This window comes from Amycolatopsis sp. NPDC023774 (assembly GCF_040639695.1).
GTDB lineage: Bacteria > Actinomycetota > Actinomycetes > Mycobacteriales > Pseudonocardiaceae > Amycolatopsis.
In genome coordinates this window covers 19,358-45,543 of record NZ_JBFAAJ010000016.1, presented here as the reverse complement: position 1 = coordinate 45,543, position 26,186 = coordinate 19,358, and the positions used below count along the sequence as shown (strand labels likewise).

The 26,186-nt window shown below is 69.7% G+C and carries 30 protein-coding genes and 1 pseudogene; 17 read left to right on the top strand and 14 right to left on the bottom strand.

From position 1 onward, the window contains the following. Positions 1-534 precede the first annotated feature (534 nt). From AB0F91_RS28270 to AB0F91_RS28255, 4 genes and pseudogenes are all read right to left on the bottom strand, one after another. Entirely contained in the window at positions 535-669 is a 135-nt protein-coding gene (locus AB0F91_RS28270) for a hypothetical protein (RefSeq protein ID WP_360602180.1), read from the bottom strand. A gap of 101 nt (positions 670-770) precedes the next feature. Continuing rightward, entirely contained in the window at positions 771-1,538 is a 768-nt protein-coding gene (locus tag AB0F91_RS28265) for an SGNH/GDSL hydrolase family protein (protein WP_360602178.1), read from the bottom strand. Positions 1,539-1,625: 87 nt separating this feature from the next. Continuing rightward, complete coding sequence (locus AB0F91_RS28260) at positions 1,626-1,874, bottom strand: NAD(P)-binding oxidoreductase (protein WP_360602176.1); 249 nt, start codon at positions 1,872-1,874, stop codon at positions 1,626-1,628. Between the two features lie 98 nt (positions 1,875-1,972). Next, positions 1,973-2,248, bottom strand: a pseudogene (locus AB0F91_RS28255) (NAD(P)H-binding protein); the annotation flags it as partial. A 93-nt stretch (positions 2,249-2,341) separates the two neighbouring features. On the opposite strand from AB0F91_RS28255, the gene AB0F91_RS28250 reads away from it, so the two are divergent. Further along, a complete protein-coding gene (locus tag AB0F91_RS28250; RefSeq protein ID WP_360602174.1) occupies positions 2,342-2,914 on the top strand; it encodes a helix-turn-helix domain-containing protein in 573 nt (190 codons plus the stop codon). Between the two features lie 4 nt (positions 2,915-2,918). Here AB0F91_RS28250 and AB0F91_RS28245 read toward each other — a convergent pair whose 3' ends face one another. Beyond that, complete coding sequence (locus AB0F91_RS28245; RefSeq protein ID WP_354872906.1) at positions 2,919-3,407, bottom strand: MarR family transcriptional regulator; 489 nt, start codon at positions 3,405-3,407, stop codon at positions 2,919-2,921. Between the two features lie 94 nt (positions 3,408-3,501). On the opposite strand from AB0F91_RS28245, the gene AB0F91_RS28240 reads away from it, so the two are divergent. The 4 genes from AB0F91_RS28240 (at position 3,502) to AB0F91_RS28225 (ending at position 7,713) form a co-directional block, all read left to right on the top strand. Then, a complete protein-coding gene (locus AB0F91_RS28240) occupies positions 3,502-4,395 on the top strand; it encodes an ABC transporter ATP-binding protein (protein WP_360602172.1) in 894 nt (297 codons plus the stop codon). After that, a complete protein-coding gene (locus tag AB0F91_RS28235; protein WP_360602170.1) occupies positions 4,392-6,020 on the top strand; it encodes an ABC transporter permease in 1,629 nt (542 codons plus the stop codon). The genes AB0F91_RS28240 and AB0F91_RS28235 overlap by 4 nt, the downstream gene beginning before the upstream one ends. Positions 6,021-6,100: 80 nt before the next feature. Continuing rightward, entirely contained in the window at positions 6,101-6,703 is a 603-nt protein-coding gene (locus tag AB0F91_RS28230) for a hypothetical protein (RefSeq protein WP_360602169.1), read from the top strand. A gap of 500 nt (positions 6,704-7,203) precedes the next feature. Continuing rightward, positions 7,204-7,713: an MFS transporter gene (locus AB0F91_RS28225; protein ID WP_360602167.1), complete on the top strand. Its 510-nt coding sequence runs from the start codon at positions 7,204-7,206 to the stop codon at positions 7,711-7,713. Here AB0F91_RS28225 and AB0F91_RS28220 read toward each other — a convergent pair. Continuing rightward, complete coding sequence (locus tag AB0F91_RS28220) at positions 7,694-8,254, bottom strand: TetR/AcrR family transcriptional regulator (protein WP_360602165.1); 561 nt, start codon at positions 8,252-8,254, stop codon at positions 7,694-7,696. The genes AB0F91_RS28225 and AB0F91_RS28220 overlap by 20 nt on opposite strands. 104 nt (positions 8,255-8,358) lie before the next feature. On the opposite strand from AB0F91_RS28220, the gene AB0F91_RS28215 reads away from it, so the two are divergent. Continuing rightward, on the top strand, positions 8,359-9,138 hold the full coding sequence (locus AB0F91_RS28215) for a nuclear transport factor 2 family protein (RefSeq protein WP_360602163.1): 780 nt from the start codon (positions 8,359-8,361) through the stop codon (positions 9,136-9,138). 73 nt (positions 9,139-9,211) lie between these two features. On the opposite strand, the gene AB0F91_RS28210 is transcribed toward AB0F91_RS28215, so the two are convergent. The 4 genes from AB0F91_RS28210 to AB0F91_RS28195 all read right to left on the bottom strand — a co-directional run bounded on the left by AB0F91_RS28210 (position 9,212) and on the right by AB0F91_RS28195 (position 11,260). Then, positions 9,212-9,403 carry a hypothetical protein gene (locus tag AB0F91_RS28210; protein WP_360602161.1) on the bottom strand — a complete coding sequence of 64 codons (192 nt, stop codon included), beginning with the start codon at positions 9,401-9,403 and terminating at the stop codon, positions 9,212-9,214. Between the two features lie 94 nt (positions 9,404-9,497). Then, entirely contained in the window at positions 9,498-10,283 is a 786-nt protein-coding gene (locus AB0F91_RS28205; RefSeq protein ID WP_360602418.1) for a metal-dependent hydrolase, read from the bottom strand. Between the two features lie 59 nt (positions 10,284-10,342). After that, positions 10,343-10,696 carry an STAS domain-containing protein gene (locus AB0F91_RS28200; RefSeq protein ID WP_220245742.1) on the bottom strand — a complete coding sequence of 118 codons (354 nt, stop codon included), beginning with the start codon at positions 10,694-10,696 and terminating at the stop codon, positions 10,343-10,345. A 255-nt stretch (positions 10,697-10,951) separates the two neighbouring features. Continuing rightward, complete coding sequence (locus AB0F91_RS28195; protein ID WP_326567734.1) at positions 10,952-11,260, bottom strand: WhiB family transcriptional regulator; 309 nt, start codon at positions 11,258-11,260, stop codon at positions 10,952-10,954. Between the two features lie 151 nt (positions 11,261-11,411). On the opposite strand from AB0F91_RS28195, the gene AB0F91_RS28190 reads away from it, so the two are divergent. The 4 genes from AB0F91_RS28190 (at position 11,412) to AB0F91_RS28175 (ending at position 14,106) form a co-directional block, all read left to right on the top strand. Further along, positions 11,412-11,828, top strand: a complete 417-nt coding sequence (locus AB0F91_RS28190; protein ID WP_360602158.1) for an anti-sigma factor — start codon at positions 11,412-11,414, stop codon at positions 11,826-11,828. Then, positions 11,825-12,598: a SigB/SigF/SigG family RNA polymerase sigma factor gene (locus AB0F91_RS28185; protein WP_360602156.1), complete on the top strand. Its 774-nt coding sequence runs from the start codon at positions 11,825-11,827 to the stop codon at positions 12,596-12,598. The genes AB0F91_RS28190 and AB0F91_RS28185 overlap by 4 nt, the downstream gene beginning before the upstream one ends. 65 nt (positions 12,599-12,663) lie before the next feature. Further along, on the top strand, positions 12,664-13,086 hold the full coding sequence (locus AB0F91_RS28180) for an ATP-binding protein (RefSeq protein ID WP_360602154.1): 423 nt from the start codon (positions 12,664-12,666) through the stop codon (positions 13,084-13,086). Between the two features lie 39 nt (positions 13,087-13,125). Further along, positions 13,126-14,106 (top strand): aldo/keto reductase, encoded by a 981-nt coding sequence (locus tag AB0F91_RS28175; RefSeq protein ID WP_360602152.1) that lies wholly within the window; start codon positions 13,126-13,128, stop codon positions 14,104-14,106. A 361-nt stretch (positions 14,107-14,467) separates the two neighbouring features. On the opposite strand, the gene AB0F91_RS28170 is transcribed toward AB0F91_RS28175, so the two are convergent. From AB0F91_RS28170 to AB0F91_RS28160, 3 genes are all read right to left on the bottom strand, one after another. Continuing rightward, positions 14,468-15,214, bottom strand: coding sequence for a 3D domain-containing protein (locus AB0F91_RS28170; RefSeq protein ID WP_360602150.1), 747 nt, complete (start codon positions 15,212-15,214; stop codon positions 14,468-14,470). A gap of 113 nt (positions 15,215-15,327) precedes the next feature. After that, a complete protein-coding gene (locus tag AB0F91_RS28165; protein ID WP_360602148.1) occupies positions 15,328-15,990 on the bottom strand; it encodes an alpha/beta hydrolase in 663 nt (220 codons plus the stop codon). Positions 15,991-16,037: 47 nt separating this feature from the next. Further along, a complete protein-coding gene (locus tag AB0F91_RS28160; RefSeq protein ID WP_360602146.1) occupies positions 16,038-16,694 on the bottom strand; it encodes an HNH endonuclease family protein in 657 nt (218 codons plus the stop codon). 171 nt (positions 16,695-16,865) lie between these two features. Here AB0F91_RS28160 and AB0F91_RS28155 point away from each other — a divergent pair, with 171 nt between their 5' ends. After that, positions 16,866-17,918 carry a tetratricopeptide repeat protein gene (locus tag AB0F91_RS28155; RefSeq protein ID WP_360602144.1) on the top strand — a complete coding sequence of 351 codons (1,053 nt, stop codon included), beginning with the start codon at positions 16,866-16,868 and terminating at the stop codon, positions 17,916-17,918. Positions 17,919-18,307: 389 nt separating this feature from the next. Further along, complete coding sequence (locus AB0F91_RS28150) at positions 18,308-19,108, top strand: class I SAM-dependent methyltransferase (RefSeq protein ID WP_360602142.1); 801 nt, start codon at positions 18,308-18,310, stop codon at positions 19,106-19,108. Positions 19,109-19,211: 103 nt separating this feature from the next. Here the strand turns inward: AB0F91_RS28150 and AB0F91_RS28145 are convergent, their stop codons facing one another. Continuing rightward, entirely contained in the window at positions 19,212-20,795 is a 1,584-nt protein-coding gene (locus AB0F91_RS28145) for an alkaline phosphatase family protein (RefSeq protein WP_360602140.1), read from the bottom strand. Positions 20,796-21,774: 979 nt separating this feature from the next. Between AB0F91_RS28145 and AB0F91_RS28140 the strand changes: the two genes are divergently transcribed. From AB0F91_RS28140 to AB0F91_RS28120, 5 genes are read left to right on the top strand one after another with little or no spacing between them, the layout of a single operon-like run. Beyond that, positions 21,775-22,389 carry an SIS domain-containing protein gene (locus AB0F91_RS28140; RefSeq protein WP_360602138.1) on the top strand — a complete coding sequence of 205 codons (615 nt, stop codon included), beginning with the start codon at positions 21,775-21,777 and terminating at the stop codon, positions 22,387-22,389. A gap of 47 nt (positions 22,390-22,436) precedes the next feature. Further along, complete coding sequence (locus AB0F91_RS28135) at positions 22,437-22,625, top strand: HypC/HybG/HupF family hydrogenase formation chaperone (RefSeq protein ID WP_360602416.1); 189 nt, start codon at positions 22,437-22,439, stop codon at positions 22,623-22,625. Positions 22,626-22,644: 19 nt separating this feature from the next. Continuing rightward, positions 22,645-23,328 carry an SIS domain-containing protein gene (locus AB0F91_RS28130; protein WP_360602136.1) on the top strand — a complete coding sequence of 228 codons (684 nt, stop codon included), beginning with the start codon at positions 22,645-22,647 and terminating at the stop codon, positions 23,326-23,328. Then, the gene (locus tag AB0F91_RS28125) at positions 23,325-24,374 is read left to right on the top strand and encodes a hydrogenase expression protein HypE (RefSeq protein ID WP_360602134.1); all 1,050 of its coding nucleotides are present in this window, start codon (positions 23,325-23,327) and stop codon (positions 24,372-24,374) included. The genes AB0F91_RS28130 and AB0F91_RS28125 overlap by 4 nt, the downstream gene beginning before the upstream one ends. A gap of 13 nt (positions 24,375-24,387) precedes the next feature. Then, complete coding sequence (locus AB0F91_RS28120; RefSeq protein WP_360602132.1) at positions 24,388-26,184, top strand: nickel-dependent hydrogenase large subunit; 1,797 nt, start codon at positions 24,388-24,390, stop codon at positions 26,182-26,184. Positions 26,185-26,186: the final 2 nt, after the last annotated feature.

Genomic DNA, 26,186 nt, shown 5'->3' with positions numbered 1-26,186 from the left:
GATCGCCCCCCTTCTCGGCAAGCCGAGCCGGCGTGCCGGAGCGTCCCCGCGGTCCAGACCCGACCTGGTGAGTCGGTCCTAGGTCGTCCGGTCTCGGCGGGCCGGCGTGGTGCGCCAGCCCTCGTCCTCGTGGTCCGCGGTAGCGGACCAGCTCGTCGTGGACCGGTCTGGTCCTCCGCCCGGTTGGGCACCCGATCGGGTGTGGTGCACGGGACCGCAGACCCGGGCCGGTTGGTCCTCCGGCCCCGGTGCGTCATCCCGTCCGGTCAGCCATCCGGCCCGGCGTGTGCACCGGGCCGGAACCCGCCCCCACCCCGCCGTGGGGCGACCGGCGGGCGGCGCCGCCCGTGCGCCGGACCGGCAACGCGACTTCGTGCACCGACCGGCGCGGGCGTGCACCCGCACCGGCCGGCGCTCCCCTCCCTCTTCTCCGGGTCCGCTCCCCATCGGACCCGGCCGGGCGGCTCCTCCCCTGAATCCGCCCGGCAGACGGCGTCCGGCAGCCCCCTCGGCCCCCGGCCGCCACCCGCCTCGCTACTTCGCGGCGGTCGGCTCGTCGTAGGGCTCGTGGGCGCCGTCGGGCTGCGTGGTGCCGCCGTGGGGCGGCGTGCCGACCGTGACCGGCGGGACGGTGGTCGGCGTGTTCTCTTCGGTGGATTCGGCAGGCATCTGGGTCTCCCTTATTCCCTCGGCTGCCCCACAGGACACAACAAGGGCGCACCCAGATACACGGAGCGCGAAGATTTCTGAGGACTTTTCGTCTCCGCTGGTCAGCAGGGCTGGCGCGGCTCCCTCGGATGCGAGACGACCGTGACCCCCGGTAGGACGGCGGCCACCGCTTCGGCCACCACGGACGCCAGCACCGCGGCCCAGTCGCGGTAGCCGACCGGCCCCGGGTGGAAGCGGTCCTCGGCGAACGTGCCCTCGTGCAGCAGGTCGGGCGTCATCACGGAGTACGTGACCCCCGGCAGCCGTGCGAGCTCGGCCGCCGCCGTGTCCAACGCCGTCGAACGCGCGGACAGCGCGTCGCGCAGCGGCCGCGGCAACGACGGGAAGCTCGCCATCGGCGGCACCCCGGCCAGGACCACCGGCACCGGCCCCAGCCGTTGCCGCACGTCGACGACCACCCCGAGCAGGTCGCGCCGGAACCGCGCGGCCGAGTGCAGCTCGAGGGTGTCGTTCACCCCCAGCGCGACCACCACGACGTCAGCCGGCGCCAGCCGCGCGACCAGCGAGCTCCGGACCACCGCGGCCGTGGCCCCCGTCAGGCCGACCGCCTGCCAGCTCACCCGCAGACCTCGGCGCGCGAGCTCGTTCGCGAGCTGCCCGGTGAGGCCGTCGGTGTGCGCGGCCACCCCGACGCCGTCCACGGTGGACTCCCCGAGCACGGCGAGCCGGACCACCGGACCGTCGCCGGTGACGCCCTCGGCGGGGCCGCCGGCGCCGGGCAGGCGTGGGGTGCCGCGGCGGACGCGCAGCGCTTGCACCGCGAGGACCGGGGCCAGCGCGGCGAACAGGAAGAACCGGAGGGCAGCCATGCCACCGACCTTAAACACGATCACCGACGGTTCCGGCACACGAAGCCGAGTTGTCCACAGGCAGCGCGAGTTGTGGACAACTGCCCCTCAACCGCGCGCGATCCCCACGGTTTCCCCGATCAACGCCGTATCCTCCGCCGCGTCGAGCAGGAATGTCGCGACGTCGGCGCGGGAAATCACGAAGCCGCCACGCAACGCGCCGTGCTTGCTGAAGCGCACGCGGCCCGTGGCCGGACCCTCGGTGAGGCGAGGCGGACGCACAATCGTCCACTGCAGCTCGCTGGCCCGGATCGCCGCCTCCATCGCGCGCAGATCGGCGAAAGCGTTGCGCAGCACCGCACCCAGGATGGGTTTGACGACGAACCGCGTGAACGGGTCGTCGCCTCGGTCGTCAGGCCGATCGCGCTCACCGCGACGAACCGCGTGGCCCCCGCCGCCGCGATCACGGCCCGCGCGCCGTCGGCGTTCACCGTGGTCGGACGCCGGTCGCGCGCCCCGAGCGCCAGCACGATCGCGTCGCGCCCCTGCAGCGCCTCGGCCAGCGAAGGGTCGTCGAGCGCGTGCACCGCGACGGCCAGCCGCGGCTGGCTCGCGACGTGCAATCGCTCGGGTGACCGGACCACGGCCGTCACGTGCCAGCCCCGCGCCAGCGCCTCCCGCACGGCCAGCGTGCCGATCCGCCCACTCGCGCCGAGAACGGTGATCTTCATGGCGACTCCTTCGCCAAACAAGGGGTGAGTGTTTGCTCACCAGGTAGGGTGAGTGAACACTCACCACGCTGAGAACATCCTCAGGGAGCACCGTTGGGAAGCCGTCAGGACCTCGTCGCCGCAGCCGCCAAGGTCATGCGCGAGCAGGGCTACGCGCACGCGACCACGAAGGCGATCGCGCAGGCCGCGGGGTATTCGGAAGCCTTGCTGTACAAGCACTTCCGCGACAAGACGGCATTGTTCCTTGCCGTGCTGAGCGAGGAGCTGCCCGCACTGGGCGCCACGGCCGAGCGCCTCACGCGCCACGCCGCCGACGCGTCACTGGAACAGAACCTGACGGAGCTCGCCGGCACCGCGCTCGAGTTCTACCGCGCGAGCTTCCCGATCTCCGTCTCGATCTTCTCGTCGCGTGACCTGCTGCGCACCCACCGCGCCGCGCTCGACGCCGGACACGGCCCCGACCAGCCGATCGTCCTCGTGGAGACGTATCTGCGGGCCGAAACCGAGCTCGGCCGCATCCCCGCCCACACCGACCTCGACGCGGCCGCGCGCCTGCTGCTCGGCGCGTGCTTCCAGCAGGCTTTCCTGGACTCCTTCGACGAGACCGACCGCGGCACCGCCGTCGCCGCCCGCCTGGCGAAGACCCTGATCGCCGGGCTCCGGTGAATCGTCAGGCTTCGGCGGCCCGCCGCTTCGCCCGCTCCTCGTGCCACCGGTCGTAGAGGTTCGTGATCTCTTTCAGCGCGAACGACAGGAAGTCCTGCATCTCCGCCAGCCGCTTGCCCGCCGGCGTGTCCGCGCCCAGCGCGTCAATGCCTTCCTCGGCCGCGTCGCGCCACATGATCAGGAACCGGTCGCGCTTGAGGAACGTGGCGTACCAAAGGTCGTCGTACAGCCGGTAGTGGTCACGGCGCTCACCCGGCTCGCGGACCTTCGTCACGAGCCCCACCTGCTCCAGGTACCGCACGGCACCGGAAACAGCCGCAGGGCTGACCGACAGCTGCGACGCCAGATCGGCGGCTGTGAGCTGACCTTCGTCGGTCGTCATCAGGGCCGCGAAGACGCGGGCGGCCATGCGCTGCATCCCGATCTGCGACAGCACGAGACCCAGGCTCTCGACGTACCGGCGGACGGCGTCCTCGTCTCGCTGCGTCGTCATCCGTCCATCCTCTCGCACGCCCCAGGCCATGATCACTAGATCCAGACATTTTCTTAACTTCACAACTTCGTGAAACGAGTGTAGCTTCCGAAACATGGGAAACGCCATCTCGATCTCCGGCCTCCACAAGTCGTTCGGCGCGGCGATGGCCCTCGACGGCCTCGATCTCCAGGTTCCTGTGGGGGAGGTCCACGGTTTTCTCGGCCCGAACGGCGCCGGGAAGTCCACCACCGTCCGGGTTCTGCTCGGGCTGCTGCACGCCGACGCCGGTGAGGTCAGCCTGCTCGGCGGCGATCCGTGGCGCGACGCGGCGAGCCTGCACCACCGCCTCGCCTACGTGCCCGGCGACGTCAACCTCTGGCCGAACCTCTCGGGCGGCGAGGTGATCGATCTGCTCGGACGCCTGCGCGGCGGGCTCGACCAGCGCCGGCGCAAGGACCTCATCGAGCGTTTCGACCTCGACCCGCGCAAGAAGGGCCGCACGTACTCCAAGGGCAACCGGCAGAAAGTCGCCATCGTGGCCGCCCTCGCGTCCACTGTGGACTTGCTGATCCTCGACGAGCCGACCTCGGGCCTCGACCCGCTCATGGAGTCGGTGTTCCAGGAGTGCATCCAGGAGGAACGCGCGCAGGGCCGCACCGTGCTGCTGTCGAGCCACATCCTCGCGGAGGTGGAAGCCTTGTGCGACAAGGTGAGCATCATCCGCAACGGCCGCACCGTCGAGTCCGGCACGCTCGCCGAGCTGCGCCACCTCACCCGCACGTCGATCACCGCGGAGCTGGCCGGCCCGCCCAACGGCCTGGCCAAGCTCGCCGACGTCCACGACCTCGAGGTGACCGGCAATCGCGTGCGCTTCGACGTGGAGACACGCTCGCTCGACGACGCGTTGCGCCAGCTCACGCAGGTCGGCGTGCGCAGCCTGGTGAGCCAGCCGCCGACGTTGGAGGAGCTCTTCCTGCGCCACTACACCGAGGGGACCGCGAAATGACCGCGACCCTCACGAGAGCGCCGGCCACGAACACCGCGCTCGTCGGCACCTGGCACCTCACGCGGCTGGCGCTGCGGCGCGACCGCGTGATCCTGCCGATCTGGATCGTGCTGCTCAGCATCGTCCCGGCCGCCACGGTGTCCAGCTACGACCAGTTCTACCCCGACGCCGCCAGCCGCGCGGCGCTGACCGCGGGCGCTGCGGCGAACCCGTCGTTCTCCCTGCTCTACGGCCCGGCCTTCGACCTCACGACGGCGGGCGGCTTCATCGCGTGGCGCATGGGCGGGTTCCTCGCGCTGCTCATCGGGCTGATGGCCGTCTTCACGGTCACGCGCCACACGCGTGCCGAGGAGGACTCGGGCCGCGCGGAGCTGCTGGCGTCCACTGTGGTCGGTCGCTACGCGGCGCTGACGGCCGCCGTCCTCGTGTCCGGCACGGCGAGCGTGCTGATCGGCGTGATCCAGGTCGGCACGATGATCAGCGCGAAGCTGCCCGCCGACGGGGCGCTGGCCTTCGGCGCGGGCACGGGGTTCGCGGGCCTGGTGTTCACGGGCGTCGCGGCGGTGGCCGTGCAGCTCGCCGAGTACTCGCGCACAGCCAACGGCATCGGCACCGCGGTGATCGGCGTTGCCTTCCTGCTGCGCGGCGCGGGCGACTCGACGTCCGACGGCCACTGGCTCTCGTGGCTCTCGCCGATCGGCTGGTCGCAGCAGGTGCGCCCCTTCGCAGGCGAACGCTGGTGGGTGCTGCTGCTGCCCGTCGCCGCGACGCTGGTGCTCGGCGCCGCCGGCTACGCCCTGCTGCCCCGTCGCGACGTCGGCACCGGCCTGGTGCCGCCGCGACCGGGACCGTCGGGAGCGAAGGCTTCGCTGCGCACACCGTTCGCGCTGGCGTGGCGGCTGCAACGCGGCCCCTTGCTCGGCTGGGTCATCGGCTTCGCCGTCGGCGGCGCGCTGTTCGGCTCCATCGCGAGCGACATCTCCGGCCTCGTCGGCGACACCGAGCAGACGCGCCAGATCTTCGAGCGCCTCGGCGGTTCCGATGCGATCGTCGACGCGTTCCTCGCGACGATGGTGAGCCTGTTCGCCATGCTCAGCGCGCTGTACGGCGTGCAGGCGACGCTACGGATGCGCACCGAGGAGACGGGGATGCGCTTCGAACCGCTCCTCGCCACTCGCGTTGGACGGCTGCGCCTGGCGGCGAGCCACCTCGTGTTCGCGTACGTCGGGACGGCCCTGCTGGTGCTCGTCGGCGCGGTACTGCTGGGGATTTCGCACGGGTTGCGCTCGGGGGACATCGGCGCGTCCGTGGCCGACATGCTGGCGGCCGTGCTGGTGCAGGTACCGGCGACGTGGGTGATCGTTTCGGTGTGCACGCTGCTGTTCGGCCTCTTGCCGCGCTTCACTGGGTTGGCCTGGGCCACCGGTGCGCTGGGGCTGCTGATCAGCCTGTTCGGGCCGGTGGTGAACGCGCCGAAGGCGGTGCTGGACGTTTCGCCGTTCCAGCACCCGCCGAAGCTCCCGGGCGCCGCGTTCACGGCGACGCCGATCGTGTGGCTGCTGCTGGTCGCGGTGGTGTGCCTGGTGGCCGGGCTCTTCGGCTGGCGCCGGCGGGACGTGGGTTAGCGAACGGTCCCGCCGGGCCCCACGACCAGGCGGACTTGGACTCCTGGTTCGCCACACCGGCTCGCTGGGGGTGCCAGGGGGTGGACGGTCGTTCGCCGGGCTGTGCCGCCGTCGAACACGAGCTTGACGTCAACGGGTGCGGCAGGCAGTCCGGGGATCTCGACGAACCCGTACCGCCGGTCGGCACCGCCGATGCTGCGCAGGCGATCGGGGTGCAGGTGGTGGGGCCGGGGGTGGTTGTTTTTCGGAGCTCCACCTCGCGCTGGGTGCAGTGGACCGCCCAGCACGCGGTTACTTCGGCTCGGCTGAACTGTCCGGCCGGCACGTCGATGGCCAGCCCGGCGGGTGCGGCGATCACCGGGCACATCAGCGGCGGTGCGCTGCAGGCGGTGAGACCGAGCAGGAGGAGGGCGGCGGCCAGGTGTCTTCGCACGTCAGCCAGACGTGCGAGGACGGCTGGCTGGTTGCATCACCTCTGCGACGAAGCGACGTTCGGCGCGATGGCCGACGTCGGACGCAGCGATGTCGGAGACCCCGACCCCGACCCCGTCCTCGACACCGGAGCGGGCGACTCGCGGGTCACGGACACCGTCTTGGTCGTCGTGCTCGGTGGTGGCGGCGGCTCGGATTGCGATTGCGACTGCGATTGCGATTGCGTGACGGTCACCGGCGGTAGTGGCTGACCCGTCAGCGTCACCGTGACCGGTTGCGCGGGTGGCGGCGATGAAGGAACGGACGAATCGGCCGGACGGGTCGGCGAGTTCCCGGCCACGAGGAGTGCCGCCACGAGCAGGCCGACGGCGAAGCCGGCCAGCCCGGTTATGACGACAGAACCCCAGGTCGGAGCCGTGTTGGACAAACCGGCACCTCCCTCGCCGAGCCGACGCGCGGGTACGAGGAGTAGTCGCGTTGATCTTATGCCCCGTTACAGACGGTGCAAGTTGAGTCGAATAAACTCATGTTTGCGATCTGGTGGCATCGCGCCGAGGACTCGAGGTGCTCGGCGACGCGCCCCGGCCGGCTTGCCCGCGCGCAAACATGCTCAGTGCAACAGGTTCCGCCTGTCACCTCGCCCCTGCCCCCTTCTGCGCCAAAACGCAGCCAAAGCGCGCACTCTTGTGACTCCTCGCTTCGAAATCGCCCAAAGCTGTGCTCGACAGTAAGGTCGTCCGAGCTGCACAGCATGGTCGCGAGCCTGTTCCACTCGATGTTCACGACTCGTCAGCCCTTACCTCGGGCTCTCGCCATCGCGCCCCTCTCCCCCACGGGCGCGCTGGTCGCCAGCGCCATCGCGCGGCCGCTCGCGGCCGAAATCGGGGCGGCGCGGGCGCTGAACGCGGCGGCCGTCGTCTACGGGGGCTCGTTCCTGCTCTACGCCTTCACCACCCCCGGCTGGGGCTTGGCCTGGTACGTCGTCGGAGGGGTCGGCGCGGGGTTCGGGATCATCCTCATCAACGTCTACGCCGTGAGCTTCCGCCAGGCCGTCACGCCGAGGCGGCTGCTGGGCCGCGTGACGTCGGTGTCGACGACGCTCATCCGCGGCACGGCACCGCTGGGCAGCCTGGCCGGCGGCGTCCTCGCCGAGGTGACGTCCATGCGCGCCGCGCTGCACGTCGTGGGCGTCGGGCTGGTGCTGTCGACGGCGATCCTGCTGGCGTCGCCGCTGCGGAAGCTCAGGGACTTGCCGGAGTGACCGCGCGAAGGCCGTCGAGCAGGACGCGGACCAGATGGTGACTGCCGGGCGAATACCGCTCCACCGCCAGCGCGCCGACGATCAGCGCACGCAGGTCGTCGCCGTCGAGGTCGGTGCGGACCGCTCCCGCCGCCTGCGCGCGTTCGAGCAGGGCGGCCAGGTTCGCGCGGAACTCCGTGCCGAGCTCCGCCTTGTACGCGGAGCCCGTGGTGGCGCCCAGTGCTTCGCAGATCGCGCGATTGAGGGAGGCCTGCTTGATCACGCGCGCGAAGTAGTCGTAGAACGCCGCGCCCGGGTCTTCGGCGTCGACGAGCTCGCGCGCCTCGGCCGCGAACTGCTCCAGACGCTCCAGCACCACAGCCTGGAAAAGCGCCTCTTTGCTGGGGAAATGCCGGTAGACGGTGCCCGCCCCGACGCCCGCGAGCCGCGCGATGTCGTCGAGTGGCACGGCCAGCCCGTCAGCCGCGAAGGCCTCCTCGGCGGCAGCCAACACCCGGGCCCGGTTGCGGCGCGCGTCGGCGCGCAGCACTGGCTTGTCCACGGGCGTCCTCCTCGATCTCGTTGACAACCGGAACGATCACTCCGTATCGTGGGAACCGGGTGCACCGTTCCGATTGAACCTCATTCTTCCTCGGAGAAGTCCTGATGAGCCCAACCGTGTCCGAAATCTCGCAGCTCTTCGTCCGCAGCATGCAGACGCTCGACCCCGTGCCGCTCGCCGACGCCTTCGCCGCCGAGGCCGTGTACGAACTCCCCTTCCGCAGCCACCGCGTCGACGGCCGCGAAGCGATCCTGGCGACGCTCGCCGACGGCGCCGTCCGCGCCCGCGCGCTCGGGCTGGACTCCGTGCGGGTCGGCGTCCGCGAGCTGGCCGACGGGTTCGTCGCCGAGCTGACCGTCGAGGGCCGCAACCCGCACACCGGTGAGAGCTACGGGTTCCCGTCGTCGGTCGGGCTGATAACCATCCACAATGGAAAGATCACGGCGTACCGCGACTTCCCCAACACCGCCGCCGCGCACACCATGACCGGTGCCGCGACGGTGTTCCGACAGTTCCTGGACGCGTCCGTGGAGAACCGCTGGGACGATCTCGCCGACCTCTACGCCGAGGACGTCGTCCTGGAGATGCCCTTCACGCCGGCCGGAGTGCCGCGGCTGACACGCGGGCGAGAGGAGCTGCGTCGCCGGTTCCGCGCCGCGGGCTCGGTGCGCCGGATGACCAAGGCGGACAACGTCGTCGTGCACGAAACCACCGACCCGTCCGTGCTCGTCACGGAGTTCGACCTCCACGGCGAGTTCGGCGGCGAAGCGTTCGTCTCGTCGTACGTGATGGTGCTGACCATTCGAGACGGAAAGATCGCCCACACTCGCGACTACACCGACACTGCCGCGACGGCGAAGCGGATCAGCGCCGCTGCACAGTGACCAGCAGTGGTGTGGCGAGCCCGGCCGGCCATCCGATCGCGCCGAGACCACTCGGCGAGAATCCCGTGGAGGCTCAGCGAGCTCTGGGACGCGGCCCGTTCCAGAAGCTGTCGTCGAACACGGGGGTGCGCAGCGGCGGGGACTGCAGCGGCCGGGTCCGGGCGGTGACGCCCAGCAGCTGCATGGGCAGCAGGGGTTGCGCCGCGACCGCGTGGAGAAAACCCAGGCGCGCCAGCGCATCGCCCGCCCAGCGCAATGTCCCCAAGCCGCCGGACGTGGGGTCGGCGAGCAGTCAGCCCATCGGCGCGTCCGGCTGAGCACCCGCGACTACACCGACACCGCCGCGGCGGCGAAGCGGATCACTGCGTCGCGGTCTGCGCCGTTGGTGGGCTGAACAGCCGTTCGGCCGTCGAAGTCGTCCAGCCCCACACACCGGGCACCAGAAGCACGCCCACGACCACGAAGATGGGGAACACCAACCGCGTCTCCACCTTCTTGCCCGTCCGCAGCCGGAAAATCTTCGGTGGCCGGATCTCGTACCAGGTCTCGCCCGCGATGGGCAGCGGGAAAAGGAACGGGCAGCCCGACTCGGTCAGCGAGTCGCCGAGGCAGTGGACCAGACACCCTGCCGCCACGGCGATCCCGAGCCAGCCCGAGATCTGCTGCAGCTGCGCGACGTGGTCAGGCGGCGCGGTGAAGTACCACCACAGGATGGCGCCGACGCTGACCGGCAAGAGCCAGTCCCCCAACGCGCCCTCGGCGAGCAGGAGCCCGAAGACCACTACGCCGAACACCGCCCACGGGCCGCCGGCCGCGGTGCCGGCCGAAGTCGCCAAGCCGAGGCCGGCGGCGAAGAGCACGGTGTGCGACAGGTGGCGGTGCTTGCCGGTCACCTTCTCGTCGCGGGGGCCCTTCGTCAGGGCGTACACGGCCGACGAAACGCGGCGCAGGAGCCAGGACAGCGCGCCCGTCAGCCAGCCGAGGAGACGGGACGCGCTGGCGCCCGGGTGGTCGAGGTCGGGGAGCAACGCGAAGCCGGCCGTGGTGGCGGCGAAGACCACCGCCTGGTGCACGGAACCGGCGCCGACCGCGGGTGCGAGGGCGAGGCCCGCGCACCAGCCGGTCAGGGCGTGGGTGCGCCCCATCATCGTGGATCTCCCCCAGGTCGCGAGCGGAATTCAGGTCCGCGCGACCGTATCGGGGATCAGGCGGGCGGCTCCTCCGACACGCTCAGGTGTTCGGCCACTCCCGTGAGCTCGATGACGCGGCTCACGGCCGAACTGGGGACCACCGCGAGCTCGACGTCCTGCTCACGGGCCTGCCGCTGCGCGTGCAGGACCACGTTCAACGCCGAGGAGTCGAAGAAGGTCACCCCGGTCAAGTCGGCCACCACGCGCTGCGAGCTCTTGTCCGCGATCAACCCGGCAAGGGCTTCCTGCAGCTGCGGGCTGGTGAGCAGGTCGAGCTCACCATTGACCACCACCCGCGGCTCGGCGGCCTCGGTGTCCAGCGTGATGCCGAACCCGGGCGGGGTGGCGTTCTGGTCGGCTGCGGGCATGCAGTTTCTCCTCGTCAGGCGCTGCTGCTGCGCCGGTACGCGCCTGTATCTCAAGCGGCAACCGTTCACGGTTCCAGGCATCTGGAAAGTCCAACCCTAACCCAGTGGGTGACTGCCGCCGCGTCGGCCGCCACTGTCCCGGAAAACGGCACGGGCGGGCAAGAGCCGGACGGCGGCACGGTCATTCCGGCGAACGGCCGCGCGCACAGCGACCCGCGTGCCGGTGGGGCACGCGGGGGCGGGTTCGGGACTGGGTCAGGCGGACAGCGGGTCGCGCTTGGCGGCGCGGCGTTCCCGCATGAACAGCTCACGGCGCTCGATCTCGCCGAGGCCGCCCCAGATGCCGTACGGCTCCTGTACCGTCATGGCGTGCTTGCGGCACTGCGCCAGCACGGGGCAGGTCTGGCAGATCGCCTTGGCGCGCGACTCACGACGCTCGCGGGCGGACCCACGCTCGTTGTCGGTATGGAAGAACAGGCTGCTGTCCGCGCCACGGCAGGAACCTTGCAGCTGCCACTCCCACTCCTCGGCGACCACGTTGGGCAGCCGGCTCACGTCAGCCATCTCGTCCCCACCTTTCCCGGGATCAGCACTTCGACCGCTACATGCCCGCCGGTCGCGCGAATCAAACCCGGGTTTGGTTTGCTCACACCCCGGGCATGAGCAGACCGGGCAGCACAGGACACGGCCGAGTGAGCCGGAGAGAGGACCGCACGTGGAGGACAACGCCCCGCTCGATCGGGAGGACGCCCAGCTCATCGAGGTGCGGACGGCGGCCATCCCGCACGTGGTGCCCACGCTGCGCACGATCGTCGCGGACATCGCGATGCGCCAGGACTTCGACCTCGACGCGGTGGAAGACCTGCGGATGGCGGTGGACGAGGCGTGCTCGATGCTCCTGCCGTCCGCGGCCGACGGCAAGCTGACCTGCGTCTTCTCCTGGATCGAGGGGCGCATCGAGGTGACCGTTTCGGTGATCGCCGACACCCCGGACCACGGCGACGACACCGGTCTGTCCTGGCAGCTGCTCACGGCGCTGGCCACGTCGGCGCGACGCACAGTAACCCCGGCCGACGGCCGGTACCTCTCCCGGGTTCAGCTCGTCCGGGAGAGTGAGGTGGCGCGCCCGTGACCACCCCCGCCGAAGGCGGCGAGACCGATGTGGCGTCGCTGTTCGACGAGCTGGCCCAGCTGCCCGAAAGCTCCCCTCGCCGCGAGGAGATCCGGGACACACTGGTGCGCGAGCACCTGGAGCTCGCCCGCAACCTCGCGCGGAAGTTCCGCAACCGCGACGAGGCCATGGACGACCTGGTGCAGATCGCGACGGTCGGCCTGATCCACGCCGTCGACCGCTACGACCCGACGCAGGGCACCGACTTCCTGGCGTTCGCCGTCCCCACCATTTCGGGTGAACTGCGTCACCACTTCCGGGACAACAGCTGGTCGGTGCGGGTGCCGCGACGGCTGAAGGAGCTCAACGCGTCCATCTCCGCCGCGCGCGAGGAGCTCACCGTTCGGCTCTCGCGCGCGCCGCGCCCGAGTGAGATCGCGCAGCACCTCGGCGTGCCGATGGAGGACGTCTACGAAGGCCTGCGCGCCGGCCAGGGCCGCTACGGCGCTTCGCTGGACAACCTGCTGGAGAACTCCGCGCACACGCGCTTCGGCGCGCCCGACGCGAACCTGAGCCAGGCGGAGCTGCGCGAGGCGCTGCGGCCCATGCTGGAGAGCCTGCCGGAACGGGAGCGCAAGATCGTCGCGCTGCGGTTCGGGTCGGGGATGAGCCAGTCGGACATCGCGCGCCGCGTGGGCGTTTCGCAGATGCAGGTGTCGCGCCTGCTCGCGTCGACGCTGAAGAAACTGCGCACGGGACTGGTCGAGACAGACATCACCGAGGGCACCTGATTCGGCGTCCCCCTGCTTGGGTAGTAAGCCGGTGCGAGTAACGGACAGGTCGGGAGGTGGAAGCCATGACGACGTCGAAGATGCCGACGCGAGGCACCACGACACCCGCCACCGTGCGCCTGGCGCTCCCGGACGAGGTCACCGCGCCCGCGATCGCCCGCCACGCTGTCCGCGCCGCGCTCCAAGAGCTGGCTGTGGACGACCAGTGGCGGGACGACATACTGCTGGCGACGTCCGAGCTGGTGACCAACGCGTTCGAGCACGGTGAGCGGCCGGATCGGCTGGAGCTGCGGCTGTCGGAGGGCCGGCTGGTGGTCTGCGTCTTCGACGCCGGCCGGGAGGTGCCGCGCCTCAAGGAGCCCTCACCGCAGGCGGCGCGCAGCCGGGGGCTGCAGCTGGTCCACGTGCTGTCGCAGGAGTGGGGTTACGAGCCGTGCGCGGGCGGGAAGTACGTCTGGGCAGCGTTCGCGGTGGGACCGGTCGCGTGAGTGCCCGCGGTCGATCCGGGTCCGCTTAGGATCGCTCGTATGGAGACTCGCAAGATCACCCGGCTGGGGCGTGAGGTGTCCGCCGTCGGGCTCGGGTGCTGGCAGCTTGGCGCCGACTGGGGCACCGTCGACGAATCCGAGGCCATGGGCGTGCTGCACGCGGCGGCCGACGAGGGCGTCACGTTCTTCGACACCGCCGACGTCTACGGCGACGGCCGCAGTGAGACGCTCGTCGGCCGCTTCCGCCGCGAGCGCGGTGACGGGGTGTTCGTGGCCACGAAGATGGGCCGCCGCGCCGAGCAGGTGCCGGAGAACTACGTCGAGAAGAATTTCCGCGAGTGGAACGACCGGTCCCGCCGTTATCTCGGGATGGACACGCTGGACCTCGTCCAGCTCCACTGTCCGCCGACCGCCGTGTATTCGTCGGACGCCGTGTATGACGCGTTGGACCGGATGGTCGACGAAGGCCGGATCAAGGCCTACGGCGTCAGCGTCGAGACGTGCGACGAGGCCCTGACGGCGCTGGCCCGGCCGAATGTCGCGTCGGTGCAGATCATCCTCAACTGCCTGCGGCTCAAGCCGCTGGAGCGCGTGCTGCCGAAGGCGGTCGAAACGGGCGCCGGGATCATCGCGCGGGTGCCGCTGGCGTCGGGTCTGCTGTCCGGGCGCTACACGGCCGCGACGACGTTCGGGTCCGACGACCACCGCAACTTCAACCGGCACGGTGAGGCTTTCGACGTCGGCGAGACCTTCTCAGGGGTGCCGTTCGAGGTCGGGCTGGAGGCGGTGGAGCGCCTGCGCGGACTGGTTCCGGAGGGGCAGACACTGGCGCAGTTCGCACTGCGGTGGATTCTGGACCAGCTGGGTGTTTCCGTGGTGATCCCGGGTGCGCGCAACGCGGAGCAGGCGCGGGGGAACACGGTTGCGGCCGGGCTGGCCCCGCTGCCGGAAGAAGCGGCGGCCGGCGTCCGGGCCACATACGACGAGCTCATCCGGCCGTTGGTCCACGACAAGTGGTGACGCCGGAAGAGTTCCTCATGACCATGCGGACGGCCCGGCTGGTGTCGAACTGGGGAGTGGCCGTTCGCGGATGAACCTCCGCGGACGGCCGGCGCCCGTGCCCCAAGGCGGTTGTCCACAACTCGCGCCGGCTGTGGGCAACTCCGCTCGGCAGCGGGTTTTGTCGGAGTACGCCGGTAGAATGGATCATGGGCGGACCCCGGGAGGGTGGGCTGCCGGCATGGCACGGGGTGAGCTCGACCGCAAGAGTTCCTTTGCGTGACAACACTTCTCAGAACTTCCAGTCGACAGAGGCCGCGAAGGGCACCTTGAGGGAAGCCAAGTCCCTGAAGGTGCCCTTCACCGCTCCACTCGCCGGACGCTATTCCACTGTGAGCGTCAGCCGTTGCACGCCCCAGTCGTCGGCCTGATTGCCGGGCAGCCAGACGTCCAGGATGTCGTCCTTGATCCAGCTGCCGATGTCGGCCGCGTAGCAGTGGCCGTAGCCCGGGACGGAAATCCTGGTGCCCCAAGGGATGTTGCGGGCGTCGACGGCGCAGAAGCCCGGGCCGGCCTGGTAGCCGAGGGCGGTCTGGGCGACGTCGTTGTAGGCGGTGACGCGGTAGTTGAGGGTGGTGCCCTTGGCGAGGGCGTACGGGGCCAGCTGACCCGACGAGCCCACGCGGTACGCGGTGGAGATCTGGCCGAGCGAGCCGGGCGAGTTGTCCTCGGCCGTCATGGCGTAGAGCTGGTAGTTGGCGTTCTGGCAGGGGCTCGCGTCGGTGACCTGAAGCGTCGGCTGGCCCCAGTCGCTGATCCACTGCAGCGCCTGGCCGTTGCGGAACGCACGGTACGCCTTGGCGCCCGGCACCCGGGAGAACGTGAAGCTGACCTTGCCGTCGCCGCCGAGGCCACCGCTGACGCCTGCGGGCGCGGGCAGGCGGTTGCTCACGTTGACCGCCCCGACGAGGGAGCCCGGGCCGTGGCCGCCGGAGACGGGGCGGTCGGGGATCGGGCCGGTGTAGAAGTGCTGGCACGCGGGCAAAGTCGCGGCGCTGGCCGTCGCGACGGGGACGGTGACGAGCGCGCCGAGCGCGAGCACGGCGGCGCTGAGGGCTCTGAGTTTCACTTTCGGAACCTCCAATGGGGACCGGGGTGGAGGAACCGTGCACGGGAGACCGACGTTAGGGATCGCCGAGCCAGCGCGTCAATAGGTCTGGACCATTTGGCGGCGCCGCGGTGTCAGAGTGTGGCGAAATACCGCTCGAGCCGCTCGGCCAGCTCAACCGGACGGCTCAACGCAACGCCGTGGGACCCGTCGATCTCGTCGACCTCGTCGGCCTCGAAGCCCAGCCGCTCGCGCGCGACGCGCCGCTGCAGCTCGGGTGAGAAGAACTTGTCGTCGCGGCAGAGGAGCACGCGCGTGGGGACGTCGGGCAGCCGCGCGTCGGGCCACGGGTCGTCCCACTCCGCGCTGAGCTGGTCGCGGCTGCGGCTCAGCGCTTCGGCCGCCAGCTCGGGTGGGACGTCGCCAAGGTACGTCTCCGTCGCGGTGAGCTCGTCGCCGGGACTTTCGAACCCGACGTTGCCCCACCACTGGCCCGGTGGTTCCCCGGGCGCCGGCACCATACCGGCGAGGAAGACGAGCAGCCGCGCGTTTTCCAGCCTCGCGGCGGCCAAAGCGGCGGTGAATCCGCCGTATGAGTGCCCGACCACGACGATGTCCGGTTTCCCCGCCACTGCCGCGGTGGCCGTGGCCGCGAAATCCGCCAGCTTCGCGTCGGGGTTGCCGATCGGCAGGTCCGGCGCCACGGCTTCGTGGCCGCGCCGCCGCAGCTCGTCGGCGACGAGGTGCCAGTCCCAGCCGTTGCCGCCACCGCCGTGGATGAGGAGGAAGGTCGCCATGCCGGGGACAGTAGCTCAGGAGGCCGACAAATCCGGCGCGTGCGAGGTCAGCTCGCGGCCGGGCAGCGGCGCAGCATGTCCTGCAGCGCCGTCTTCTCCCCCGTTGTGATGGTGAGCCCGTAGAAGTGCTTCACGGTCACCCAGTCCGTCGCGTAGGTGCACCAGAACGACACCAGCGGCGGCTTCCACTCGTCGGGGGCCTTGTCGCCCTTCTGCTGGTTGAGGTTGTCCGTCACGGCGAAGAGCTGGGGGCGCGTGAGGTCGTTGGCGAACTGCTCGCGTTTGTCCTGTGTCCAGTCGCGCGCGCCGCTGGCCCAGGCCTGGCCGAGGGGCACCATGTGGTCGATGTCGACGTCGCCGGGTTTGGTCCAGGTCTCGGCGTCGTAGACGCTGAACCAGGTACCCGACGTCGGGTTGCAGTCGGTGCCGGCCTTGACGTCCTTGCCGTCGCGCTTGAGCACAAGCTCGCGCGTGTTGCAGTTGTGCCCCTGGTTGTCCCAGTGCGGGAACTTGTCACGGGAGTAGCCGGACATCGACGTGCGCGGCGCGATTTTCAGCTCCGCCAGCTGCTGCGTGACGTCGGCCGGCGCGGCACCCGTGGGCTCGGCGCCGCTTTGGCGTCCGGCGTACCAGATCCCGGCGACAGCCGCCACGAGAACCACGACGACCAGCAGGATCCGCTGGGTGGGAGACGTCCGGGCCATGCGCGCGCGATCCTCTCGACGGGTTCGGGAGGCGGCAGTATGCCCGGCGCGAGGCCCGTGATCGCGCCGACACTCTCAGCATCGCGCGAACCGTGTCCGGGACCACGGTGTCACGTCCGCGGCGCTCCGAGCGACTACCGGGGTGGGGGTAGGCGGAAGGGAGGGTGGGCGATGAGCGGGCGGCTGCGGAAGTGGAACTCGCGCGTCGACGACTACCTGCAGCGCAAGGCCGCGGAGGGCGGCAACGTGGTCGCGATGACACGCCTCGGAGCGGCGCTGAGAGAACGGGGCGAGGCGGCGGAGGCCGAGACGTGGTTCCGCCGCGCCGCGGCCGGCGGCGACCACATCGCGATGACCGCGTTGGCGAACCTCCTGGCCGAGCGCGGCGTGCTCGACGAGGCCGAACGCTGGTACCACGAGGCCGCCCACGCCGGCGAGCCGCGCGCGATGCTGGGGTTGGGGCGCGCGTACGAACGGCGTGGCCGCGTCGAGGACGCCGAGTACTGGTTCCACGAGGTCGCCGTGACCGGTGACGTCGACGCGATGGGCGCGCTCGGGCACCTGCTCGCCGAAGGCGGCCGCTACGACGAGGCCGAGGACTGGTGCCGCCGCGCCGCGAGCTCGGGCAACACGTCCGCGATGATCGACGTCGGCATCGTCATGCGCGAACGCGGCCGCTACAGCGAGGCCACGCGCTGGTGGCGCGAAGCCCTCGCCGACGGCGACCTCTCGGCCACGTGCCTGCTCGGCCGCCAGTCCGAACGCTTCGGCAAGCTCGAGGATGCCGAATCCTGGTACCGCCAGGGCGCGACCTCCGGCAACGTCGAGGCCACCGTCCGCCTGGGCCTGCTCCTGCACCGCCGCGGCGACGTCGACGAGGCCGAGGCCTGGTACCTCGACGCGGCCGAAGCGGGGGACGCCGCCGCAATGACCAACCTCGGCGTCCTGGCCCGAAACCGCGGCGACGAGGGCGAGGCCGCGGCCTGGTACCGCAAGGCGGCGGAACACGGAAGCATCCCGGCTTTGACGAACCTCGGGCATCTGGCGGAGGCACGCGACGAGCTGGCGAAGGCGGAGCGGTTTTTCCGCGCGGCTGCGGAGACGGGTGATGTGCAGGGGATGTTGAGCTTGGCGCGGATGCTGCAGGCGCGGGGCGCGGTGGATGAGGCGGATACGTGGCTTTCGCGGGCGGAAGAGTCGCAGGGGGAGCACGATCGCGCTTGAGCGGGCCGACGGATCGGCGCTTGTGGCGCAGGCAAGGCGGCTTCGCGACGTCTGCACGCGGGTGCGAGCCGGCCGGGGGGGTCGCGGGCAGCTGCTCACCACGATCGGTGTCACCCCGCAAGGCAGCACCTACGGCGCTTCCTCCGCAACCGCCGAGAATGGCGCGAGTTCGAGGAACACTTCCAGACCCGCACGCTCGAGCTCGGCAACTGCGGCCGTCCCTACGGCACCCCTTGCAGCATGAACACGCATGCTTCTCTGAACTACCGGCGGCGCAGCGCATCAGCGCCTGCCGGTAAACCAATGGTGTCTCCGCGAAGGAGCCGCATAGCTTGTGCATTCGTGACCGGTGATCCGAAGACGCCCCCTGCTCGACCGACCTCGGCCGAGTGTTCAACGAGGTGCCGGAGCTCTATGACCGGGTCCGTCCGGGGTACCCCGACGAGCTGTTCGCGGATCTTGGCGCCATCACCGGCATGGACAAAAGGTCGTCCGTGGTGGAGGTGGGCTGCGGTACGGGTCAGGCGACGCGCTCACTGGCAGCACTCGGATGCTCGGTGACGGCCATCGAGCCGGGCACTGACCTGGCCGCACTCGCGCGCCGGCGGATCACCACCTTCGGCAACGTCGAAGTCGAGACGTCGACGTTCGAAGAGTGGGACGACCGCGGCCGACGCTTCGATGCGCTCGTGGCTGCGTCGTCGTGGCACTGGGTCGACCCGTCGATCGGCTGGCAGCGAGCGTACGACGTGCTTTCTCCCGGCGGCTGGATGGCACTGCTCGGCAACGTCGTCGTCCGCAGGCCGGGAGAGCCGGAAGTTTACGCCGAGACCGCCGATCTCCACGAACGGTTCTGTCCCGGGAACGCTGGCTGGGGTCATCCGCCGCTGGAGGACGACGTGCGCACCACCAACGAGGGCTGGGGTTTGATCGACGAACCCGGAGAATCGTTCGGCCCGACGACCGTGCGCTGGTACCCCACCGTTCAGTGGTTCAACGCCGGATGGGTTCGCCGACCTCCTTCGCTCGATGTCGCTGTATCGAAGGCTCGACCGCGACGTCCGCGAGCCCCTGCTCGACGCCATCGCCGAGCGCATCCGCAAGCGGATGGGCGACCCAGTATCACGCCGCTATCTGAGCGTCCTCCGGGTCGGACAGCGAGCCAAATGAAGCCGGGGACCGATCTCTGAACCACTGGTCTGCGGCCATTCACCGTGGCAAGTCCACGGGCCCGTCGCGATCGGACTGCTTTTTGGCAGGGCTGTTGCCTGCGTGGGCGAGCGGGAGGGCGGTTCAATTCCGTATGGCGGGGAAGAGGTCGCCGAGGCTTTCGTGGGCGATGTCGATGGCGCGGGCGCCGGTGATCGTCTCGTCGGGGTTGATGTCGGGGACGGTTTTGCCGAGGCCCTGGGCGAATGCCAAGACGGCGTGCAGAAGCGATGTGCCGAGCAGGCCAAGTGGGGCGTCGAGGGGCGCGAGGGCTTCGGGCATCTCGGGGACGGGTCGGGGCGTGACGTGCGGCCAGTCCTCCTGTGCCCTGGGCGAGGTCAGGGTGAAGATGTCGGCGAAGCTGCGCGCGCCGGCATCGCGGGCGCTGAGCGGCCGGCCGAGGTTGAAGTGCCGGCGCATCGTCGCCAGCAGCGACGTCGCACGGAACTCGTCGTTGACGACGGTCCGCTGCGGTATCCACGCGGAGATCGCCAGTGTCGGGACGCGCACGCCGGCACGGTCGAAGCCGAAGCCCATCTGGCCGTGCGCGCGTGCGCGGTCGGGCGGGACGGCCGGCGGGGGCGGGACGTGGTCGTAGCTGCCGCCGTGCTCGTCGAAGGTCACCAGCAGCGTGGTGTTGAGGTGGTTGGAGCCGTTCGCCGAGGACGAGTTGCGGATCGCGTTGTAAATGCGGGCCAGGAGGTCCTCACCGCCGATCAACGAGGACGGAGGGTCGAAGTGCAGGCTTGCGGCGTCGGTGGCGCCGAGCTGTTTGCCCAGCGCAGCCACAACGCCGCCGAACGGCGGGTGCATGTCGTTGTGGTTCCAGCCGATGATCTGAGGCTCGACGAACGAGTAGGTCGGCAGCTGCCCCTTCTCGGCGTCCTGGAAAAACTGCCGGGTCGAGCAGAAGTTGGTGGCGAAGCGGCCGGCGAGCCGCGGGGCGTGGATGACACCCGTCAGCGAGTAGATCGAGGGCGGATCGCAGTAGACCTTCCACGTCAGCCCGGCCGCGTCGAGCCGGTCGAACAACGTCTCGGCGTCGTTGGTCCGCGGAAAGGAACCCGGCGGCGACGTGTTGACCACCAGGCCCGACGATGCCCCAGCGTGGAAGAAGGAGCGGTTGGGGTAGGTACAAGTCGGCACGTCGCAGAACCAGTGATCGAACGTGGCGAAACCTCGGGCGAGGGCTGAGAGCACCGGCATCTGCGCGGGCGTGTAGCCGGTCATGATCCGGGAGTACTCCTGCACCGTCGGCTGGCGCCCGAGCTCGTCGGTCACCACGCTGATGTAGTCGGCGACGAACCCGTCCATCGTCGACGGCCGGCCGGCCGGCGGGTGGTTGAAGGACTTCCCCGCCGCCACCTTGAAGCGGTTGTCCTCATCGAGAACCCCGAACAGCTGCGTGTTCACGTGCGGAAACTCCTCACCCGGATCGAGACTCGGCGTGTTCATGTCCGCCGCGACTCCGTAGGAGAGGATTCGGTCCGGTGGCCGGTGCTCTGCCCAGTCCGGCACCCGGTTCGACAAGTCTTTGCCGATCACGCCGTCGAATGAGGCAACCTCTCCCGGCTCGTACAGGCGACCCAGCAGATTGTCGAAGGACCGGTTCTCGAACATCACCACGACCACGTGGTCCAGCGCGTTCCCCCGGCTCGGCACGCTCATCGACACCTCCGCTGGCTCTGACCGCGGCGCAGTCCCGCCTCACACGGTCCAGCGGATCGCGTCACCGCGTCATCACCCCAAACGGACGATCAGCCGATCCTCGGCCGAACTCTGGTTGTTCGTCCCTGCGGGTAGTGGCCGCAACGCTCGTCGCCCAGGCCACGCGGCAGAACCGGGGTCGGTGTGGTCCGCCCTGCCACGCCGGCCTACCGAACGTCCCGGAACTTCGTTGCCCGGGCCGGCAGGTCGAGGACGTGATCCGGCCCGCCACGACTGACACGGTGCCCTGGCCCACCTGGGCGATACCGCGCACGACGACGGCACTTTTCCACTCCGGCGAATCATTTGGCGTCGGCAAGGCGTCTTCGCCACACCTGTACTCCTGCACTCCTGCGCGAGCCGGTCGGCCGGAATCAGCGACACGCGACCCGCGCCGCGCTTCTGCCACTCGACGCGCACCGTGCCGCCGGCCCGCGTCGGCCGCCTTCGCGACTTCTACGACGACGCCGCGAGCCAAACGATCGGGGCGGTGATGTGTGAGCAATGCTCCGCCGCCGAGGAGGGAGACACAGCCCCCGCCCTCCGAGGGGGCGTCCCCGTCCCATTCTATCGGCCCCCACCGACAATTCCGCGAAACCGGCGCCAGCCCACCGCAGTTGTCCACAACTCGCGGTGGGCTGTGGACAGATCAAAGGAAGTAAAAACGCGGCTCAGCCCAGCACCGAATCTCCGCCACGCACCCGCAGACCTGCGAACCCAGTTGCGCCACAACAGCCTCTCGGCGCGCAACCGAAATCCCAACTATCCCCACGTCGTCGCCAAAAAAGGCCGGACCCGGTTCCGCGCACCCCGCGTCGATCAAGGCCAGCCGCCACTTGGGTGAATTGTTGCCCACTTGCGCGATCTCTTGTGTGATCCAATTCACAGCTCTACTGTGGGGGAGGACTGCTCCCACCACCGAGCGCAGGGAAGTGCCGCCATGGTCGGCTCTCCGAGTACTTCTCCCGGTGCGGTGGCGGCGCTGTTCGAGCGCCGCGTCGCACCGGCTGAAGAGCTGGCCGGACAGGCCGGTGCGGTGGCGGAAGCGTGCCACGGGATGGCGAAGCGGTTCCACCGCGGCGGGAAGCTCGTGGTGTTCGGCAACGGGGGCGCGGGCACCGACGCGCAGCACGTGGCCGTGGAGTTCGTGCACCCCGTGATCGTCGGGAAACGGGCGTTGCCGGCGATTTCGCTGACGGCCGACGTCGCGACGCTCACCAGTGTCGCGGACCGGCAGGGGCTCGACGAGATTTTCGCCTACCAGATCAAGTTCCTGGCCGAGCCGCAGGACATCGCGCTCGGCATCTCGTCCGACGGCGACTGCGCCAACGTCCGGCGCGGCCTCGAGGCCGCTGGTGAGCTGGGGATGCTCACCATCGCGCTCACCGGCGGGACCGGCCCCGGCACCATCACAGCCGACCACGTGCTGCAAGCGCGCTCCGACGACCCCCGCGTGGTCAAGGAAGTCCACGTCACGACCTACCACGTCCTGTGGGAACTCGTGCACGTGTTCTTCGAACAGCCCGGTGTCCTCACACCGGAGGTGGCGTCGTGAACGCCCGTGACGCCGACAGAGCACCGGCCCCCGCCTGTCACGACGGGGTGTGCATCACCTGTTCAGATACGGCGGTCGAAGTGACCGTCATCGAACTCCTGGACCTCGGGTTCGCAGTCGTGGATACCGGCCAGGGCAGGGAAGAAGTGAGCGTGGCACTGGTGGAAACCAGTGTCGGCGACCGAATCCTCGTCCACGCCGGCGAAGCCATCGCACGTCTGGAATTTCCCGAGTAGCCGAGGGAGTTGAGCGGCCATGGCAAGGGATTCCGTGGGCGCGAGTGGACTGGAGGAGCTGTACCCGTTCCTGTACTCGGGTACGAGCGACCTCGACGCCGTCCTGACCCAGGTCCGGCAGTCCACTGTGGAGAAAGCCCGCGAGATCGTCACGCTGCGCCGTCAAGTTCTCGAGAACGACGGCGGGCGCCTCGCCGCGTGCGCACGCGACCTCGCGAAGGCGTTCGCCGGGGGCGGCCGGCTGCTGGCCTTCGGCAACGGCGGCAGCTCCACCGACGCGCAGGACCTCGCCAGCCTGTTCCTGAGCCCCGACGGCGACGCGCGGCCCCTGCCCGCCTTCGGCCTCACCAACGACATCGCGGTGGTCACCGCCCTGTCCAACGACATCGGGTTCGACGTCGTGTTCTCCCGGCAGGTCGGCGCGTTCGGCCGCCGCGGCGACGTCGCCGTGGGCCTGTCGACCAGCGGCAACTCGGCGAACCTGCTGGCCGCATTCGACGAGGCCGCACGCCGCGGCCTCGTCACCGTCGGCATCGCCGGGTACGACGGCGGCAAGATGGCCGAGCTGAGGACGATCGACCACCTCTTCGTCGTGCCGTCGCCTTCCGTGCACCGCATCCAGGAAGCCCAGACGACCCTTTACCACGCACTGTGGGAACTCACCCTCGGTGCGCTCGACGACCTCGAGGGTGAACAGCCGTGACCCATGCCCGAGAAGAAGAGAAGCCCATCCACCTCCTGTGGATCAACGCCGGTCTGTCCTGCGACGGCGACTCGGTCGCGCTGACCGCCGCCACGCAGCCGAGCATCGAGGAGATCGTGCTCGGCGCGCTGCCCGGCCTGCCGAAGATCCAGGTGCACTGGCCGCTGATCGACTTCGAGTGCGGTCCGGACAAGGGCGCCGACACGTTCATCGAGTGGTTCTACAAGGCCGACCGCGGTGAGCTGGAACCGTTCGTGCTGGTCGTCGAGGGCTCGATCCCCAACGAGGCCATCAAGGCCGAGGGCTACTGGTGCGGCTTCGGCAACAACCCCGAAACCGGCCAGCCGATGACCACCAGCGAGTGGCTCGACCGCTTGGCGCCCAAAGCACTCGCCGTGGTGGCGGCCGGCACGTGCGCCGCGTACGGCGGAATCCACGCGATGGAGGGCAACCCGACGGGCGCGATGGGCGTGCCCGACTACCTGGGCTGGGACTGGAAGTCGAGCGCCGGCCTGCCGATCGTCTGCATCCCCGGCTGTCCGACGCACCCGGACAACTTCTCCGAGACACTCACCTACCTGCTCTACCAGGCGGCCGGCCACGCGCCGATGATCCCGCTCGACGACCACCTCCGGCCACAATGGCTTTTCGGCGCCACCGTCCACGAGGGGTGCGATCGAGCCGGCTACTACGAGCAGGGCCAGTTCGCTCAAGAGTACGACTCGCCGAAGTGCCTGGTGAAGCTCGGCTGCTGGGGCCCGGTCGTGAAGTGCAACGTGCCCAAGCGCGGCTGGATCAACGGTGTGGGCGGCTGCCCGAACGTCGGCGGCATCTGCATCGGCTGCACCATGCCCGGCTTCCCGGACAAGTTCATGCCGTTCATGGACGAGCCACCCGGCGCCCACGTCTCCTCGCTCGCGAGCGGCGCGTACGGCTCGGTGATCCGGCGCCTGCGCAAGATCACCGAACGCAAGGCCGACGCCGAACCCAAGTGGCGGCACAAGGGCAAGCAGCTCGAGACCGGCTACCGCTCCTCGTGGCGCTGAAGGGACTGGGGACATGACGCGAACGGAAAGCGACAAGGGCATCAGCACCAAGGGCAAAACCGACCTCGTCGAGATGGCCTGGGACCCGATCACGCGCATCGTGGGCAGCCTCGGGATCTACACGAAGATCGACTGGGCGGCCAAGAAGGTCGTGGAGTGCCACAGCACGTCTTCGGTGTTCCGCGGCTACAGCATCTTCATGAAAGGCAAGGATCCGCGCGACGCGCACTTCATCACCAGCCGCATCTGCGGGATCTGCGGCGACAACCACGCCACGTGCTCGGTCTACACCCAGAACATGGCCTACGGCGTGCGTCCACCGCACCTCGGTGAGTGGATCATCAACCTCGGCGAGGCCGCCGAATACATGTTCGACCACAACATCTTCCAGGAGAACCTGGTCGGCGTCGACTACTGCGAGAAGATGGTGGCCGAGACCAACCCCGGCGTGCTGGAGCTGGCCAACCGCACCGAGGCGCCGCACGCCGGCGACCACGGGTACAGGACCATCGGCGACATCATGCGCTCGCTCAACCCGCTGGAAGGCGAGTTCTACCGCGAGGCGCTGCAGGTCAGCCGGTCCACACGCGAGATGTTCTGCCTCATGGAAGGCCGCCACGTCCATCCGTCCACCTTGTACCCGGGCGGAGTCGGGACGATCGCGACGGTGCAGCTGTTCACCGACTACCTCACGCGGCTCATGCGCTACGTCGAGTTCATGAAGCGCTGCCTGCCGATGCACGACGACCTGTTCGACTTCTTCTACGAAGCCATCCCCGGCTACGAAGAGGTCGGCCGCCGGCGCATCCTGCTCGGCTGCTGGGGCAGCCTGAACAACCCGGAGTACTGCGACTTCACCTACGAGAACATGGAGTCGTGGGGCCGAAAGATGTTCGTGACACCCGGCGTGGTCGTCGACGGCAAGCTGGTCACCACGAGCCTGCTCGACATCAACCTCGGCATCCGGATCCTGCTCGGCTCGTCCTTCTACGAGGACTGGGAGGGCATGGACAAGTTCGTGACGCACGATCCGCTGGGCAACCCCGTCGACTCACGCCACCCGTGGAACCAGCACACGATCCCGCGCCCGCAGAAGCGCGATTTCGACGACAAGTACTCGTGGACGATGTCGCCGCGCTGGTTCGACGGCACCGACCACCTCGCGCTCGACACCGGTGGCGGCCCGATCGCGCGGCTGTGGGTCACGGCGCTGGCCGGGCTGGTGGACACCGACTATGTGAAGTCCACCGGGCACAGCGTGGTGATCAACCTCCCGCGCACGGCCACGAAACCCGAGGTCAGCTTCGAGTGGAAGATCCCGAAGTGGAGCAACGCGCTCGAGCGCAACCGCGCGCGCACGTACTTCCAGGCGTACGCCGCCGGCCTCGCGCTGCACTTCGCGGAACGCGCGCTGGGCGAGGTCCGCGGCGGCAACACGAAGACGTGGGAGCCGTTCAAGGTGCCCGAGGAAGGCGTGTCGTGCGGCTTCACCGAGGCGGTGCGCGGGGTTCTTTCGCACCACATGGTGATCAAGGGCGGCAAGATCGCGAACTACCACCCCTACCCGCCGACGCCGTGGAACGGCAGCGTGCGTGATTCCTTCGGCACGCCGGGTCCGTACGAGGACGCGGTGCAGAACACGCCGATCTTCGAAGAGAACACACAGGAGAACTTCAAGGGGATCGACATCATGCGCACGGTGCGCAGCTTCGACCCCTGCCTGCCCTGCGGCGTGCACATGTACACCGGCAAGGGCAAGACGCTCGACCGCATCCACACGCCTCACGCTTTCGGCGGAGAGGTGTTCTGAAC